Source organism: Arenimonas fontis (genome assembly GCF_008386465.1).
Taxonomy (GTDB): Bacteria; Pseudomonadota; Gammaproteobacteria; order Xanthomonadales; family Xanthomonadaceae; genus Arenimonas; species Arenimonas fontis.
The window spans coordinates 11,814-26,357 of record NZ_VUOD01000006.1; the positions used below are offsets into that span (position 1 = coordinate 11,814).

Annotated in this window: 11 protein-coding genes, 4 tRNA genes and 1 pseudogene; 1 reads left to right on the top strand and 15 read right to left on the bottom strand. The window is 70.4% G+C overall.

Annotated elements, in window-relative coordinates; translation table 11 throughout:
• Positions 1 to 78 precede the first annotated feature (78 nt).
• The gene (locus F0415_RS08820) at positions 79 to 936 is read left to right on the top strand and encodes a tetratricopeptide repeat protein (protein ID WP_149860856.1); all 858 of its coding nucleotides are present in this window, start codon (positions 79 to 81) and stop codon (positions 934 to 936) included.
• A 57-nt stretch (positions 937 to 993) separates the two neighbouring features.
• Here F0415_RS08820 and F0415_RS08825 read toward each other — a convergent pair.
• The 15 genes and pseudogenes from F0415_RS08825 to F0415_RS08895 all read right to left on the bottom strand — a co-directional run.
• Positions 994 to 1,068 (bottom strand) — tRNA-Val (locus tag F0415_RS08825).
• Positions 1,069 to 1,186: 118 nt separating this feature from the next.
• Positions 1,187 to 2,815 (bottom strand): FMN-binding glutamate synthase family protein, encoded by a 1,629-nt coding sequence (locus F0415_RS08830; protein WP_149860857.1) that lies wholly within the window; start codon positions 2,813 to 2,815, stop codon positions 1,187 to 1,189.
• A gap of 14 nt (positions 2,816 to 2,829) precedes the next feature.
• Positions 2,830 to 2,916 (bottom strand) — tRNA-Leu (locus F0415_RS08835).
• 90 nt (positions 2,917 to 3,006) lie between these two features.
• A tRNA-Cys gene (locus F0415_RS08840) sits at positions 3,007 to 3,080 on the bottom strand.
• Positions 3,081 to 3,160: 80 nt separating this feature from the next.
• Positions 3,161 to 3,236: transfer RNA gene (locus F0415_RS08845), tRNA-Gly, on the bottom strand.
• Positions 3,237 to 3,310: 74 nt separating this feature from the next.
• Positions 3,311 to 3,871: a CDP-diacylglycerol--glycerol-3-phosphate 3-phosphatidyltransferase gene (gene pgsA, locus F0415_RS08850; protein WP_149860858.1), complete on the bottom strand. Its 561-nt coding sequence runs from the start codon at positions 3,869 to 3,871 to the stop codon at positions 3,311 to 3,313.
• Positions 3,868 to 5,736, bottom strand: coding sequence for an excinuclease ABC subunit UvrC (uvrC, locus tag F0415_RS08855; protein WP_149860859.1), 1,869 nt, complete (start codon positions 5,734 to 5,736; stop codon positions 3,868 to 3,870). The genes pgsA and uvrC overlap by 4 nt, the downstream gene beginning before the upstream one ends.
• Complete coding sequence (locus F0415_RS08860; protein ID WP_149860860.1) at positions 5,733 to 7,148, bottom strand: redoxin domain-containing protein; 1,416 nt, start codon at positions 7,146 to 7,148, stop codon at positions 5,733 to 5,735. Before F0415_RS08860 ends, uvrC begins: the two co-directional genes overlap by 4 nt.
• Before the next feature lie 26 nt (positions 7,149 to 7,174).
• A complete protein-coding gene (locus F0415_RS08865; protein ID WP_149860861.1) occupies positions 7,175 to 7,636 on the bottom strand; it encodes a low molecular weight protein-tyrosine-phosphatase in 462 nt (153 codons plus the stop codon).
• Positions 7,637 to 7,647: 11 nt separating this feature from the next.
• Complete coding sequence (kdsB, locus tag F0415_RS08870) at positions 7,648 to 8,421, bottom strand: 3-deoxy-manno-octulosonate cytidylyltransferase (protein WP_149860862.1); 774 nt, start codon at positions 8,419 to 8,421, stop codon at positions 7,648 to 7,650.
• Positions 8,408 to 9,385, bottom strand: a complete 978-nt coding sequence (gene lpxK / locus F0415_RS08875) for a tetraacyldisaccharide 4'-kinase (RefSeq protein WP_149860986.1) — start codon at positions 9,383 to 9,385, stop codon at positions 8,408 to 8,410. The genes kdsB and lpxK overlap by 14 nt, the downstream gene beginning before the upstream one ends.
• An 8-nt stretch (positions 9,386 to 9,393) precedes the next feature.
• Positions 9,394 to 11,148, bottom strand: coding sequence for a lipid A export permease/ATP-binding protein MsbA (gene msbA, locus F0415_RS08880; protein WP_149860863.1), 1,755 nt, complete (start codon positions 11,146 to 11,148; stop codon positions 9,394 to 9,396).
• Complete coding sequence (locus F0415_RS08885) at positions 11,145 to 11,567, bottom strand: ExbD/TolR family protein (protein WP_149860864.1); 423 nt, start codon at positions 11,565 to 11,567, stop codon at positions 11,145 to 11,147. Before F0415_RS08885 ends, msbA begins: the two co-directional genes overlap by 4 nt.
• Entirely contained in the window at positions 11,564 to 12,226 is a 663-nt protein-coding gene (locus F0415_RS08890) for a MotA/TolQ/ExbB proton channel family protein (RefSeq protein WP_149860865.1), read from the bottom strand. The genes F0415_RS08885 and F0415_RS08890 overlap by 4 nt, the downstream gene beginning before the upstream one ends.
• Positions 12,120 to 14,536: pseudogene (locus F0415_RS08895) on the bottom strand (DNA internalization-related competence protein ComEC/Rec2); the annotation flags it as partial. The gene F0415_RS08890 and the pseudogene F0415_RS08895, both read right to left, overlap by 107 nt.
• Positions 14,537 to 14,544 lie beyond the last annotated feature (8 nt).

Consider the following 14,544-nt stretch of genomic DNA (forward strand, 5'->3'; position numbering starts at 1 on the left):
CGTCGAGTTTTCACACTAGCCCGCTTGCGGCCCGACGGAGCTCGGGACAAGCTGGACGTCCCTGTCAGGAGACCGCCAATGGCCGCGAAGAAATCCGCCTGGGCCCGCTTCCCGCACGATGGCAAGGGCTTCGACTACGCCGGAGACAAGCTCAGGAAGGCCTGGCCGGACCTGCATGCCGGCGACGCCGAGCCCTTCCCGGACGACAAACGCGCCGCCGCCCTGATCAAGGCCGCCGGCAAGGCCGCGCCCAAGGGCCTGGACGCCGAGGGCCTGGCCGAGGCCCTGCAGGAGGCCTGGCGGGCCTTCCACCGCGGCGATTTCCAGCGGGCCTACGAGGCCGGCGTCGCCCTGGGCCCCGTCGGCGCCTCGGTGGCCTGCAAGGCCCTGGGCATCCACGCCACCCATCTGGTGGACGACGAAGACGACCGGCTCGAGCGCTTCGAGCGGGTGGCCAGGCTGGCCGAGGACGCCATCGCCGCCCTGCCCGGCGAGGCCAACAGCCATTACCGCCATGCCTTCGGGCTGGGCCGCTACAGCCAGGGCATCAGCATCGCCAAGGCCCTGAAAATGGGCCTGGCCGGCAAAGTGCGCAAGGCGCTTGAGAAGGCGCTCGAACTCGCCCCGAAACATGCCGAGGCGCATCTGGCCATGGCCCAGTACCACGCCGAGATCATCGGCAAGGTCGGCGCCATGGTCGGCGGCCTGACCTATGGCGCCAAGGCCAGCGCCGCCGAGAAGCACATGGCCACCGCGCTCAAGCTGATCCCGGCGGCACCCGTGGCGCACAACGAACACGCCGCCATGCTGCTGCTCCTGCATGGCGAGGATGGCGAGGACGCCGCTGCGGCTGCCTACGAGAAGGCCGGCAAGCTGAAGCCGCGGGACGCGATGGAAGCGCTGGACGCCGAGTTCGCGCGTGCCCAGCTGGAATGAGCCGCCCGGCGTCCGGGCATGAAAAAAGCCGGGCATGCCCGGCTTGGTTTCGGATCCTGGTGGGCGGTACAGGATTTGAACCTGTGACCCCTGCCGTGTGAAAGCAGTGCTCTACCGCTGAGCTAACCGCCCGGGAGGCCGCGCATCTTACGCGGGGGGCAAAAACCGGTCAAGCCGACGAGGGCGGGACGGCGACAGCGCCCCGCGCTTGCACGTCGCCGCTTCCGGCCACGGTCGCTTTGCCCACGGCTCAGCGCAACTTGGTCGCCAGCATCGCCGCGGCTTCCGGCGGCGGCGCGAACCGGTCCGGCCGGGCGCTTTCCCAGAACACCTGGAACACCGGATGGTCGGGAATGGTTTCCAGCAGCTGGCCCTGCGGCACGAAGCGGTGCAGTTTGGCCAGCGAGCGCACCTCGGTGGACGATATCCGGCGGATGATGTGCTCGGGGCCCAACTGGCGCGGATGCTCGAGCCCGGCCGCGGCCAGCAGGTCCCTGAGCGCTTCGAGCGTGTTGCGGTGGAAGTTGTGCACGCGCGCCGCCTTGTCGGCCGGGTCCAGGGCGGCCTGGCGGTGCCGGTCCTGGGTGGCGACGCCGGTCGGGCAGCGGTCGGTGTGGCAGCTCTGCGACTGGATGCAGCCCAAGGCGAACATGAAGCCTCGGGCGGCATTGCACCAGTCCGCGCCCAGGGCCATGGCCCGGGCGATGTCGAAGGCGGTGATGATCTTGCCGGCAGCCGCCAGCTTGACCCGGGCGCGCAGGTCCAGGCCGACCAGGGTGTTGTGCACCAGCATCAGCGCCTCGCGCATGGGGGCGCCGACATGGTCGGTGAACTCCAGTGGCGCCGCGCCGGTGCCGCCCTCGCCGCCGTCCACGACGATGAAGTCGGGCAGGATGCCGGTCTCGCGCATGGCCTTGGCGATCGAGAACCACTCCCAGGGATGACCGATGGCCAGCTTGAAGCCGGTGGGCTTGCCGCCGGACAGATCACGCAGGCGCTGGATGAACTCGAGCAGGCCGATCGGCGTGTCGAAGGCGCTGTGCGCCGCCGGCGATACGCAGTCCACGCCTTGCCGTACGCCACGGGCCCGGGCGATTTCGGCGCTGACCTTGGCTGCCGGCAGGATCCCGCCCTGGCCGGGCTTGGCGCCCTGGCTGAGCTTGAGTTCGATCATCTTCACCTGCGGGTCGCCGGCGTTGCGCTGGAAACGCTCAGCGTCGAACCGGCCCTCCCCGTTGCGGCAGCCGAAATAGCCCGAGCCGATCTCCCAGACCAGGTCGCCGCCGTTCTCACGGTGGTAGATCGAGATCGAGCCCTCGCCGGTGTCGTGATAGAAGCGGCCGCGCCGTGCACCTTCGTTGAGCGCACGGATGGCGTTGGCGGAAAGCGAGCCGAAGCTCATCGCCGAGATGTTGAACACGCTGGCCGCGTAGGGTTGCGCGCGGTCCTCGCCCACGACCACACGAAAGTCGGCCGATTCGATCCGTACCGGCCGCAGCGAATGGTTGATCCACTCGTAGTGCTCGCCGTAGAGGTCGCGCTGGGTGCCGAAAGGCCGCTTGTCCAACACGTCCTTGGCGCGCTGGTAGACGATGGCCCGTTGCTGGCGCGAGAACGGCCGCTCATCGGTGTCGCTCTCGATGAAGTACTGGCGGATCTCCGGGCCGATGGATTCCAGGCCGTAGCGGAAATGCGCCGCCACCGGATAGTTGCGCCGCAGGGCCTGCTTGCGCTGCAACAGGTCGATCACGCCGACGACGCTCAGGCCGCCGAAGATCGCCAGCCCCCAGCCGGCCACCGGCGTCCAGGCCAGGGCGATGCCGAAAACCAGCGTCAACAGCAGGCAGGCCGCGAAAGGCCAGTATCGCGAAGGCAGCATGGGCTCTCCTGTGCTGGTGCCCGGGGTGGGAGTCGAACCCACATGGCCTTGCGGCCGGGGGATTTTAAGTCCCCTGCGTTTACCGGTTTCGCCACCCGGGCCGGGCCTGCCGGCATGGTGCCGCAAGCCTGCCGGCGACGACAACGGCAGCAGCGGAAAAGACGAAGCCCCGCCGGGGCGGGGCTTCGAACTGGAGGCCGGGGTCGGAATTGAACCGGCGTACGCGGATTTGCAGTCCGCTGCATAACCACTCTGCCACCCGGCCGGGAGGCGATCCGGAAGCAAGCTTAGCGCCTGCCTGGCCCGGAAAGAACAAGACCCCGCGAGCGGGGTCTTGTCGGAACCTGGAGCGGGAAACGAGACTCGAACTCGCGACCCCGACCTTGGCAAGGTCGTGCTCTACCAACTGAGCTATTCCCGCGGGAGACGCGCATTTTGGGCAAGCCACCCGGGGGTGTCAATACCCCGTCAGCGCGAAAACGACCTTAGCCATCCCTACCCCTTCTGCCGCATCGCCGGCCAGGCGGCGCGCAGGTAGTCCCAGCCCGACCACAGGGTCAGCGTCGCCGCCACCGCCAGCAGCCATTCGCCGATCCTGAACACGGGCAGGCCCAGCAGGTCTTCCTCAAACAACAGGCAGGTGATCGCCACCATCTGCACGATGGTCTTGAGCTTGCCCAGCCCCGCCACCTTCACCAGGCCGTGCGCGCCGACCTGCGCCATCCACTCCCGCAGCGCGCTGATGGTGATTTCCCTGCCGATGATGATGGCGCTGAGCAGGGCCATCCAGGGCGTATCGTGCCGTTCCACCACCAGCAGCAGGGCGAAGGCCACGGTGAGCTTGTCGGCCACCGGGTCCAGGAAGGCGCCGAAGGCGGAGAACATGCGGAACCTGCGGGCAATCCAACCATCCAGCCAATCGGTGCTGGCGCCCAGCAGGAATATCGCCGCCGCGGCGATGTTGGTCCACGCATAAGGCAGGTAGAAGACTGCGACCAGGACCGGGATCAGCAGGATCCGGAACAGCGTCAGCAGGGTGGGAATGGTCAGGGTCACGGCGTGCCTGCGCTGGAAGCGTCGTCGGGAGATTGTGGCCCAAGTCCGTGCAGGGCGTGGTAGATGCGTTCGGCCAGGGCGCGGTTCACCCCTTCGACACGGGCGATTTCCTCGACGCCGGCCCCGCGCAGGCCGGCCAGGCCACCGAAGTGCTTGAGCAGGGCCGAGCGTCGCCTCGGGCCGATGCCCGGAATGTCCTCCAGCCGGCTGGTCTCGCGCGCCTTCTGGCGTTTTCCGCGATGGCCGGTGATGGCGAAGCGGTGCGCCTCGTCACGCACCTGCTGGATCAGTTGCAAGCCGGGTGAGGCCGCGCCCGGGCGCAATTGCTTGCCGTCCGGCAGGATCAGGGTTTCGTGACCGGCGCGGCGCTCCTCGCCCTTGGCCACGCCGACCAGGGCCACGCCGGTCACGCCCAACTCGTCGAGCACGGCCCGCGCCTGGGCCAGCTGGCCGGCGCCGCCGTCGATCAGCAGCAGGTCCGGCAGCACGCCCTCGTCCATGCCGCGGCGGAAACGGCGTTGCAGGACCTGGTGCATGGCGGCGTAGTCGTCGCCCGGAGTGATGCCGGTGATGTTGTAGCGCCGGTACTGGCCGCGCACGGGACCTTCCGTGTCGAACACCACGCAGGAGGCCACCGTAGCCTCGCCAAGGGTGTGGCTGATGTCGAAGCACTCGATGCGCGCCGGCGGCTCGGCCAGGCCCAGCAGCTCCTGCAGCGACAGCAGGCGCGTGCGCTGGGCAACGCTGGAAGTCAGCTCGGCATTCAGGGCCAGGCGGGCGTTCTGCCTGGCGAGATCGAGGAAGCGGGCCCGTTCGCCGCGCACCGAGGCCTTGATCTCGACCTTGCGCCCGGCCTGGCTGCTCAGCACATCCTGCAGCAGTGCCCGGTCGTGGATGTCGTGGCTGAGCACGATCTCGCGCGGCGGCCGCTGCTCCAGGTAATGCTGGGCGACGAAGGCGCCCAGCACCTCCGCCGGGGATTCCTCGCCGTTGGTACGCGGGAAGAAGCTGCGGGTGCCCTGATTGAAACCGTTGCGGAAGGCCAGCAGCAGCACGCAGGCGCTGCCCTGCCCGACCTCGCAGGCCAGTATGTCCATGTCCAGCTGCTCGCCTTCGACGTACTGCCGGGCCTGCACGCGCCGGATCGCCGCGATCTGGTCGCGCAGCCGCGCCGCCTGCTCGAACTCCAGCCGCGACGAGGCCTCGTCCATGGCCCGGGTCAGCTCGTCCACCAGTTCGTTGCTGCGGCCCTCCAGGAACAGGGCGGCCCGGCGCACGTCGGCGTCGTAGTCGCGGGCGGCGATCAGGCCGACGCAAGGCGCGCTGCAGCGGCCGATCTGGTGTTGCAGGCAGGGTCGGCTGCGGTTGCGGAACACGCTGTCCTCGCAGGTGCGCAAGCGGAAGATCTTGGCCATCAGGTCCAGGGTCTCGCGCACTGCGCCGGAGCCTGGATACGGCCCGTAATAGCGGCCGGCCACCGCCCGCGGGCCGCGGTGGAAAGCCAGTCGCGGCCAGGTTTCCTCGGTCAGCAGGATGTGCGGGTAGCTCTTGTCGTCCCGCAACAGAACGTTGTAGCGGGGACGCAGGGCCTTGATCAGCTGGTTCTCCAGGATCAGGGCCTCGCTCTCGGTGCGGGTCGCCGTCACCTCGATGCCGGCGATCTGCGACACCATCAGGGCGATGCGCCGGGAAGGCTGCTCCTTGAGGAAGTAGCTGGCCACGCGCTTGCGCAGCGAAGCCGCCTTGCCGACGTAGAGCACGCTGCCGTCGGCCGCCAGCATCCGGTACACGCCCGGCGCCGAGGTCAGGCCACGCACGAAGGCCTTGCCGTCGAAGGCCGGCGCCGGAGCCGCTTCCCCGCTCATTCGCCGATCGGCAGGCGGGTCAGCTTGCCGGTGCCCAAGTCGTACCGCAGCACCTCGTGCGCGCCGGTGTTGGCGATCCACAGGGAACCGGAGCCTGCGGCCAGAGCGGCCGGCTGCTCCAGCGGATGCGACAATTCCAGCGTGGCCATGTCGCCGCCGCCCAGTCGCAGCCGCCGCAGCAGCCCGTTGTAGGCATCGGCCACCCACAGCACCGGGGAACCGGGATCCAGGGCCAGCCCCAGCGGCAACTGCATGCGCGCCTCGCGGCGCTGCCCGTCCTGGTCGCCAAACTCGTAAAGCCCCTGTCCGACCAGGGTCTGCACCTGCCCCTGGGCGATCTGAACCGCACGCACCGCCGACGTGGCGGAATCGGCCACGTACAGCATCTGCTGCACCTGCACCAAGGCGGCAGGATGGGCGAACATGGCGCTGCGGGCCGGCCCGTCGGCGATGCCCAGCTCGCCAGTGCCGGCCAGGCAGCGCATTCGCGACTGGCCTAGGTCGTATTCCCAGATCTGGTTGCTGCCCGCCATGGCGATGTACAGGCGTTCGATGCCACCGGTGAGGTCCCAGGGTTGGTTCAGGGCGAAATCGGCTCCTTTTCCCTTGCCCTCGTGCGGCTGCCCGGACCGGCCCTGGCCCAGCACCGTTTCGACCGCACCGTCGAGCAGGCGGATGCGGCGGATGCAGTGGTTGCCGGCGTCGGCGACGTAGAGCGATTCGCGGACCAGGCACAGGCCGCGCGGATGCCGGAACGCGGCTTCCTCGACCGGCCCGTCCAGATAATCGCCGTGGCCGGTGCCGAACTCGCGCAATACCCGGCCGGAATGGCTGCACTCCAGTACGCGGTGATGGCCGGTATCGGCGACGTAGAGATGGTTCTCGCCCGCCGCCAGCCCGGCCGGAAAGGCCAGGGGCAGGCGTGGCTCGGCACCCAGGCGGCGCGGCTGCCGCGGCGGCGAAAGGGCGCCGTCGGCCTCTTCCACCAGCTGCGACACCGCGGCTTCCAGGGCAGGGCCCTGGTCGTCGCCGGCAAACACCTGACGCAGCCTGCCCTGAGAGTCTACCAGGGCAACCGAGGGCCAGGCGCGGATGCCGTAGTGCTGCCAGGCCACCCAGCCGGGATCGTTGGCCACCGGAAAGGACAGTCCCATGCGGTTGACGGCCTTGAGCACCAGCCGGCTGTCCAGTTCGGCATCGAACTTGGGCACGTGCAGCCCCAGCAGCGACAAGGCCAAGGGAAAGCGCGCCTGCAGGCGCTGCAGCTCGTCCACCATGTTCTGGCAGTACGCCGAGCCGGAATTCCAGAACATCAGACCCAGCACGCGACCGCGGTAGGCGGGCAACGGCTGCGGGTCGGCATTGAGCCAATGCAGGGTGTCGGGCAGTTCGGGGGCGAGGGCCGGCGACATGCGCTGCTCCTTGGACGTGCCGGGGATTATGCCTGCCCGCGCAGGCGCCGCAGCAGGCCCTCGGCCGCGTCACGGCACAGGGCATTGACCCGTTCGAAGTCGGCTGCGCTCCCGTAATACGGATCAGGCACTTCGCCACCGGCCTGCACCCCGGCCCAGTCCAGGGCCAGGGCGATGCGCGCGCGGGCGTCCGGCGGAGCCCGGCGCAGCAGTTCGCGCTGGTTGTCGCGGTCGGCGCAGAGGATCAGGTCCATGCCCTGGAAGTCGTCGGCGCGCACCTGGCGGGCGCGCAGGCCGGATATGTCCAGGCCGTACCGGGCCGCCACCGCAACGGCACGCGGGTCGGGCGGCTGGCCGGCGTGCCAAGCGCCGGTACCGGCCGAATCCACCAGGCGCACCAGGCCGGTGTCGCCCAGCACCTGCCGCGCCCAGCCTTCCAGCAGCGGCGAGCGGCAGATGTTCCCCATGCAAACAAACAGTATTTTCAAGTATTTACACGCTATTGTTGATCGGTGTCCGAGATGAAGGCATTGGCCCTGGCCAGGTCTTCCTCGGTGTCCACGCCGGGCGGGAACGGCACCGGCGTCAGGGCCACGGCGATGCGGTGGCCGGCTTCCAGCACCCGCAACTGCTCCAGCGCCTCCATTTGCTCAAGCCGGCCAGGCGGCATGGCGGCAAAGCAGCGCAGGAAGCCGGCGCGGTAGGCGTAGATGCCGATGTGCCGCAGGGTGTCCGGCCCGGGCGGCGACAGCCGGTCCCGGGCGAAGCGATCGCGCTGCCAGGGGATGGGTGCGCGGCTGAAGTACAGGGCCATGCCGGACGCGTCGCGCACCACCTTCACCGTGTTCGGATCGAACAGGCTTGCGCTGTCGGTGACCGGCGTGGCGAGGGTGGCCATGTCGGCGCCGGACTTCACCAGCAAGTCGGCGACGGCGCGGATGCCCTCTGGTGGGGCGAAGGGTTCGTCGCCCTGCAGGTTCACCACCGCGGTGTCCTCGCTCCAGCCCAGCTGGTCGGTGACCTCGGCCAGGCGGTCGGTGCCGGAGAGGTGATCGGGTTTGGTCATGCAGACGCGCACCGCCTGCCCGGCCAGGGCCTCGGCGACGCGGGCGTCGTCCGTGGCCACCACCACCTCGCGGGCGCCGGCCTGCAGGGCACGTTCGACCACGCGCAACACCAGCGGCTGGCCGCCGACCAGGCGCAGCGGCTTGCCGGGCAATCGGCTGGCGCCGTAACGGGCAGGAATGGCGACGATGAAATCAGGTGCGGCCATATCGGGAATCCGTGGATGCCAGGCGGGCGGCCACGGCATCGTAAAAGGCTTCTGGCAGCTTCGCTTCCACAGGAACGGCCCAGGCGTCGTCCAGGCCGAGGCCGCGGCACTTGACCGCGTCCTTCTCGGTCATCAGCAGCGGCAGCGGCGGATCGAAGCGCAGTTCTTCCGGATGGAAGACGTGGTGGTCCGGGAAGGGATGTTCGAGCGGTTCCAGGCCGGCGCCGCGCAGGGCCGCGAAAAAGCGCTGCGGATGGCCGATGCCGGCGACGGCATGCACGCGCTGGCCGGCGAAGGCCGACAGCGGACGCTCGCTGCTGCCGTCGAGGGCGCGGGCGGCACCCGGCTGCAGGCGCATCGGAACCTCGCCCTCGCCCGCCGTGCCGCCGTTGACGACGCGGAAATCCACCCGGCGCCCGGCCGGCTCGCGCAGCGGTCCGGCCGGCAGCAGCAGGCCATTGCCGTAGCGGCGTTCGCCGTCCACCACTTCGATCTCGATGTCGCGGGCCAGGCGCAGGTGCTGCAGGCCGTCGTCGGCGATCACCAGGTCGCAACCGGCGGCGACGGCGGCGCGGGCCGCGGCCAGGCGGTCGCGATCGACGAAGACCGGCAGGCCGGTACGCTCGGCGATCAGCAGCGGTTCGTCACCGCACAGGGCCGGCGACATGCCGGCTTCCACCCGCAACGGCCCATTGCCCCGGCGGCCATGGCCGCGGCTGACGATGCCCGCTGACCATCCGCGGCGGGCAAGTTCGCGGCCCAGGGCGATGGCCAGCGGCGTCTTGCCGGCGCCGCCGGCCACCAGGTTACCGACCACCAGCACCGGCACGCCGGGCGAGGCCGCGGCGGCGGCGGCACGCTGGCGACGTCGGGAGGAAAGCCGGTCGTACAGCCGGGACAGCAGGCGCAGCACCGGGCCGGGCGCCACGCCGCCGTACCAGCGCCGCAGTAGCCAGGCTTCCAGCCGCGCCCTCACGAGCCTTCCGCCTCCCTGAACTGCATGCGGTGCAGGTGCGCGTACAGGCCGCCGCGGGCCAGCAGTTCGGCGTGCCGGCCCTGCTCGACCAGCCGGCCGCCGTCCAGCACCAGCACCTGGTCGGCGTGCTCGACCGTGGACAGGCGGTGGGCGATCACCAGGGTCGTGCGATCGGGAATCAGACGGTCCAGGGCAGCCTGCACCAGCCGCTCCGACTCGGTGTCCAGGGCTGCCGTCGCCTCGTCCAGGATCAGGATCGGCGCGTCCTTGAGGATGGCGCGGGCGATCGCCAGGCGCTGGCGCTGACCGCCGGAAAGCAGACCGCCGTTTTCGCCGATGCGCGCCTGCATGCCACCCGGCAGGCGTTCGATGAACTCCAGGGCATTGGCGGCCTCGGCCGCGGCCCGGATGCGTTCGGGATCCGCCCGGTCGGGCATGCCGTAGGCAATGTTGGCGGCGACACTGTCGTCGAACAGCATCACCCGCTGACCGACCAGGGCGATCTGCCGGCGCAGGTCGGCCAGGCGGTAGTCCTGCACCGGCCGGCCATCCACCAGCACCTGGCCTTCGCTGGCCTCGTAGAAACGCGGCAACAGCCGGATCAGGGTGGACTTGCCGCTGCCGGAGCGGCCGACGATGGCGGTGACGGTGCCCGGCTCGGCCCGGAAGCTGATGCCCTGCAGGGCGGCCTGCTCGCTGCCGGCGTAACGCAGGCCGACTCCGCGGAATTCGATCTCGCCGCGCACGCGTCCGACGGTGACGGTGCCGCCATCGGGCTCGTCCGGCGAGTCCAGGATGGCGAACAGGCGGTCCGCCGCCGCCACGCCGCGCTGGATCAGCGCCTGAACGTTGGTGATGCGCTTGAGCGAGGGCAGCATCGCCATCATCGCCGTCAGCATGGCCACGAAGCTGCCGGCGCTCATCCGCCCCTTGGCCGCCTCCAGCCCCGCCACCAGCAGGATCACCGCCAGCGCCACCGCTGCCAGCAGTTGCACCACCGATGAGGCAGCGGCCCGGGTCGCCTCGACCTTGGTGCCCAGGCGCAGGTTGCGGTCTATCAGCTCGTCATAGCGGGCCAGTTCCGACGCCTGGGCGCCGTATATCTTCACTTCCTGGTGGGCCGACAGCGCCTGTTCGGCCACCTGCGCCATGCTGGCCACGCCGTCCTGGATGCCGCGGTTGATGCGCCGATAGCGCCGGCCCACGCTCGAGGAGATCAGGGCGATGAGCGGCGCCAGCACCAGCATCACCAGGGTCACCCGCGGGCTCTGGTACAGCATGACGCCCAGCAGCACGAGGATGGTCAGACTGTCGGTGAGGATGGTCTTGATGGCCTCGCTCGAGGCCTGTGTGACCTGCTCGGTGTCGTAGTTCAGGCGCGAGACCATGGACGGAACCGGCTCGAGGTCGAAACGCGAGCTGGGCAGGCGCAGATACTTGGCCAGGATGTCGTGGCGCAGATCGCGCACCACGCTGCGCCCGGCCCGCGCCATGCCGTAGTCGGTGCAGAAGGTGGCGATGCCGCGCAGCAGGAACAGGCCGACGATGGCCAGCGGCAGCGTCCAGCGGACGTCGGGGTTCCGGGCCACGAATGTCTCGTTGACCATCGGTTCCATCAGCGCGGTGAAGGCGCCGGCGGCCGCGGCCTCGAACACCATGCCGACGGCGGCGGCGGCCAGCAGCGGCCAGTAGCGCCCGGCCCGGCCAAGCAGGCGCCGGTAGATCCTCCAGGACGAGGTCTCCACGCTCAAGGCCTTGCCTCGGGCGCGGTGGCGATGCGGATGCGGGTGAAGCCAAGCTGGCCAAGCGCGTCCATGGCAGTGACCAGCGCCTGCACCGGCGCCCGCGCATCGCCGCGTATCACCACCGGCCGCTGGCGATCGGCGCCGGCTACCCGGGCGATGGCCTCCTTCAGGGAAGCGGTGTCGCGCCTGAGCACTTCGTCCTGGTCCAGGAAATAGCGCCCCTCGGCATCCACCACCAGCACCAGCGGCGCCACTTCCTCGACCGGCGCCGGCTGCTGCGCGGTCGGCAACACCAGGTTGAGCGCCGCCCGATGGTCGAAGGTGGTGGTGACCACCAGGAAGACGATCAGGCAGAACACCACGTCGATCAGCGAGACCAGATTGATCTCCGGCTCGTCCGGCAACTTGCCCGAGCTCAGCCTCATGCCGTGCCGCTCCGCCTGCTGCCGGCACGACCGGCCGCTCGCGCCGGCGTCGGCGTCACGCCGGGGTCGAGAGCATCGAGCAGGGCCATGGCCTGCTGCTCCATCTCGATGATGTAGGCGGTGACCCGCCCCCGCAGATGGCGATGGAACATCAAGGCCGGTATGGCCACGCACAGGCCGGCGGCGGTGGAGATCAGGGCCTGGCCGATGCCGCCGGCGAGTTGGTTGGCGTCACCGACGCCGGACACCAGGATGTCGAGGAACATCTCGATCATGCCGAACACGGTGCCGAGCAGGCCCAGCAGCGGCGTGACCGCAGCGATGGTGCCCAGGGTGTTGAGGAACCGTTCCAACCGGTGCGCCACGTGCCGGCCGACGTCTTCGATGCGCTCCTTGATCAGCTCGCGCGGGCGTTCGCGCACGTCCAGGCCGGCTGCCAGCAGTTCCCCCAGGGGCGAATTCCGGCGCAGGACCTCGATGTGCCTGGGATCGAGCTGGCGGCCCTTTGCCCACTCCCGGACCTCTTCTCCCAGACCGGGCGGCAGCACCTCGCGCCGGCGCAGGCTCCAGAAGCGTTCCAGGATGATCGCCAGGGCCAGCACGGCCAGCACGATGATCGGCAGCATCACCCAGCCGCCGGCTTTGATCAGTTCCAGCACTCGTCACCTGTCGGGTTCGGGGGGACCGCCGATAGCATACCCGCCGCCGGCATGACGCCAGTAGCGCGGCCGGTCCAGACGGAACCGCTCCCGCACCTCGACGCCGGCCGGACCGAGCCGGATGCGAAGACTGCCGTGCCCGGCGCTGTCGAGCAGTCCCACGCCGTAACGCGCGTAGCGTCCCAGGACCACCGGTTTCGGGAAGCCGAAGCGGTTGTCACGGCCGGCCGACAGCAGGGCCAGCCTGGGCCGCACCGCTGCCAGGAAGTCCAGGCTGGACGAGCTGTCGCTGCCGTGATGCGGTACCAGCAGCAGATCGCTGCCGATATCGGCATGACGCGCCAGCCTGGCCTCCACCTGCCGGCCGATATCGCCCGGCAACAGCGCCTGCCGGCCCGACGCCCGTATCCGCAGGACGCAGCTGCTGTCGTTGCGCAGGTAGGGCAGATGCAGGGGTGGATGCAGCCAGTCGAAGTCGACGCCGTCCCAGTGCCAGCGCTCGCCGGCCAGACAGGGCGCCATGCCGCCGTGGGCCCAGCCCCGCGGGGCCAGCACCCGCGCCACCGGCAGGCCGCGCCGCACCGCAGCGGCACCGCCGGCATGGTCGTTGTCGCCATGGCTCAGCACCAGCATGTCCAGGCGCCTCATGCCCATGGCGCGCAGGGCCGGCAACACCACCGCTTCGCCGGTATCCAGGCCACGCGACGGCGCCGGACCGGCGTCGTACAGCAAGGCATGCCGCTGCGTGCGCACCAGCACAGCCAAACCCTGGCCGACGTCGAACTGGACGATGTCGACCTCGCCGGCTGCCGGCAGGTCCTGCCGCGGCCAAAGCATCGGCAGCCACAGCAGCAGGGCCAGCGGCTTTCCCGGCACGCCCCTGGGCAGGGTCAGCCAGAAGGCGCCGGCCAGGGCCAGGGCCAGGCCGGCCAGGTCCGGCTCCGGCAGCCAGACGAAGGCGGCTGGCCATTGTGCGACCCGCTCCAGCAGCTGCCACAGCAGTTCCATGGCCGCCGCCGCCACCCGCCACGCCCACCCGGCGGCACCCTCGTGCAGTGGCGCCAGCAACAAGCCCGACAAGGCCGCCGGCACCACCACCAGACTGATCCAGGGAATGCCGGCCAGGTTGGCCAGCGGGCCTGCCAGCGAAGCCTGACGGAAGAACCAGACTGTCAGCGGTGACAATCCGGCGGTGGCGACGACCTGGGCCCACACCAGGCCGCGCAGCGGATGCCTGCCTTCCCTGCCCGGAAGGCACCACAGCAACCAGGCCACGCCAGCGAAGCTCAGCCAGAATCCCGGCGCCAGTACCGCCAGCGGATCGGCCAGCAGGATCGCCAACAAGGCCAGGGACAAACCGGTGGCCGGGCCGCTGCCACGGCGCGACAAGCGCGCCAGGGCCAGCACCGCGATCATCAGCAGGGTACGCACCGTCGGCAGCGCGCAGCCGGCCAGAGCCGTGTAGGCGGCCGCAACCGCCAGCGCCGCCGCCGCGCTGGCCAGCGGCCGCGGCCAGTGCCGGCCCAACCCAGGCGCCAGCCACCAGGCCAACCGTGCCAGCAGTGCCCCGAAGCCGGCCGCCAACCCGACGTGGAAACCGGAAATGGCAATCAGGTGAGTCAGCCCGGTGACGCGCAGGATCTCCCAATCGCGATCATCGAGAGCGCGGGTATCGCCCAAGGCCAGGGCACGGACGAAGCGTTCGGACGGCATGCCGGTCGCCTGGGCGATGTGCCGCGCCTGCCGTTCGCGCCAGGCGTCCAGTCCCCGTCCCTGCTCCTGCAGGATGGCCTGGGCCGACGCACCCTGAACCTGGGCCAGGGCGGCAATGCGCTGTTCGACCGCCCGGCGCTCCAGGTCGAAGCCACCGGGGTTCGCCAACCCCGTCGGCGCCCGCCAGCGCAGGTTGAGGCGCCAGCGGCTTCCGGCCTCGACCTCCGGCAAGCGCTGTCCGGGATCGTGATCGGCAAACCAGGACACCCGCAACAGGCGGCCCGCCAGCGCGGCCGCCTGGCCCTCGCCGGCCTCCACCCGGAAGGCGAAGCGCCAAGCGTCCGGGCTGCGGTCGGGCAGCCCCACTACCCGCCCCTGCACCCAGCCGCTGCCCGCCCCCCGCTCCGCCGGCCACTGCAGGGACAACGCATACGCGCCATGCAGGCTGGCCAGGGCCAGGCCCGCCAGCAAGGCGCCGAACGGACGCCAAACGCCAGCGCGGAACCAGATCGCCACGGCCGTGACGAGGACCGGCACCGCCAGCCATGCCGGCGGCAAGGACGGTGCGCGCTGGACGAGCAGCACGCCAGCCAGCATGGCCAGCG

What these genes read in the sequence shown, in the direction of transcription:
- F0415_RS08885 (WP_149860864.1), bottom strand. Translation starts at nt 11,567, where the DNA reads ATGAGGCTGAGCTCGGGCAAGTTGCCGGACGAGCCGGAGATCAATCTG.
- kdsB (WP_149860862.1), bottom strand. Translation starts at nt 8,421, where the DNA reads ATGGCCGCACCTGATTTCATCGTCGCCATTCCTGCCCGTTACGGCGCC.
- uvrC (WP_149860859.1), bottom strand. Translation starts at nt 5,736, where the DNA reads ATGAGCGGGGAAGCGGCTCCGGCGCCGGCCTTCGACGGCAAGGCCTTC.
- F0415_RS08830 (WP_149860857.1), bottom strand. Translation starts at nt 2,815, where the DNA reads ATGCTGCCTTCGCGATACTGGCCTTTCGCGGCCTGCCTGCTGTTGACG.
- F0415_RS08860 (WP_149860860.1), bottom strand. Translation starts at nt 7,148, where the DNA reads ATGTCGCCGGCCCTCGCCCCCGAACTGCCCGACACCCTGCATTGGCTC.
- F0415_RS08820 (WP_149860856.1), top strand. Translation starts at nt 79, where the DNA reads ATGGCCGCGAAGAAATCCGCCTGGGCCCGCTTCCCGCACGATGGCAAG.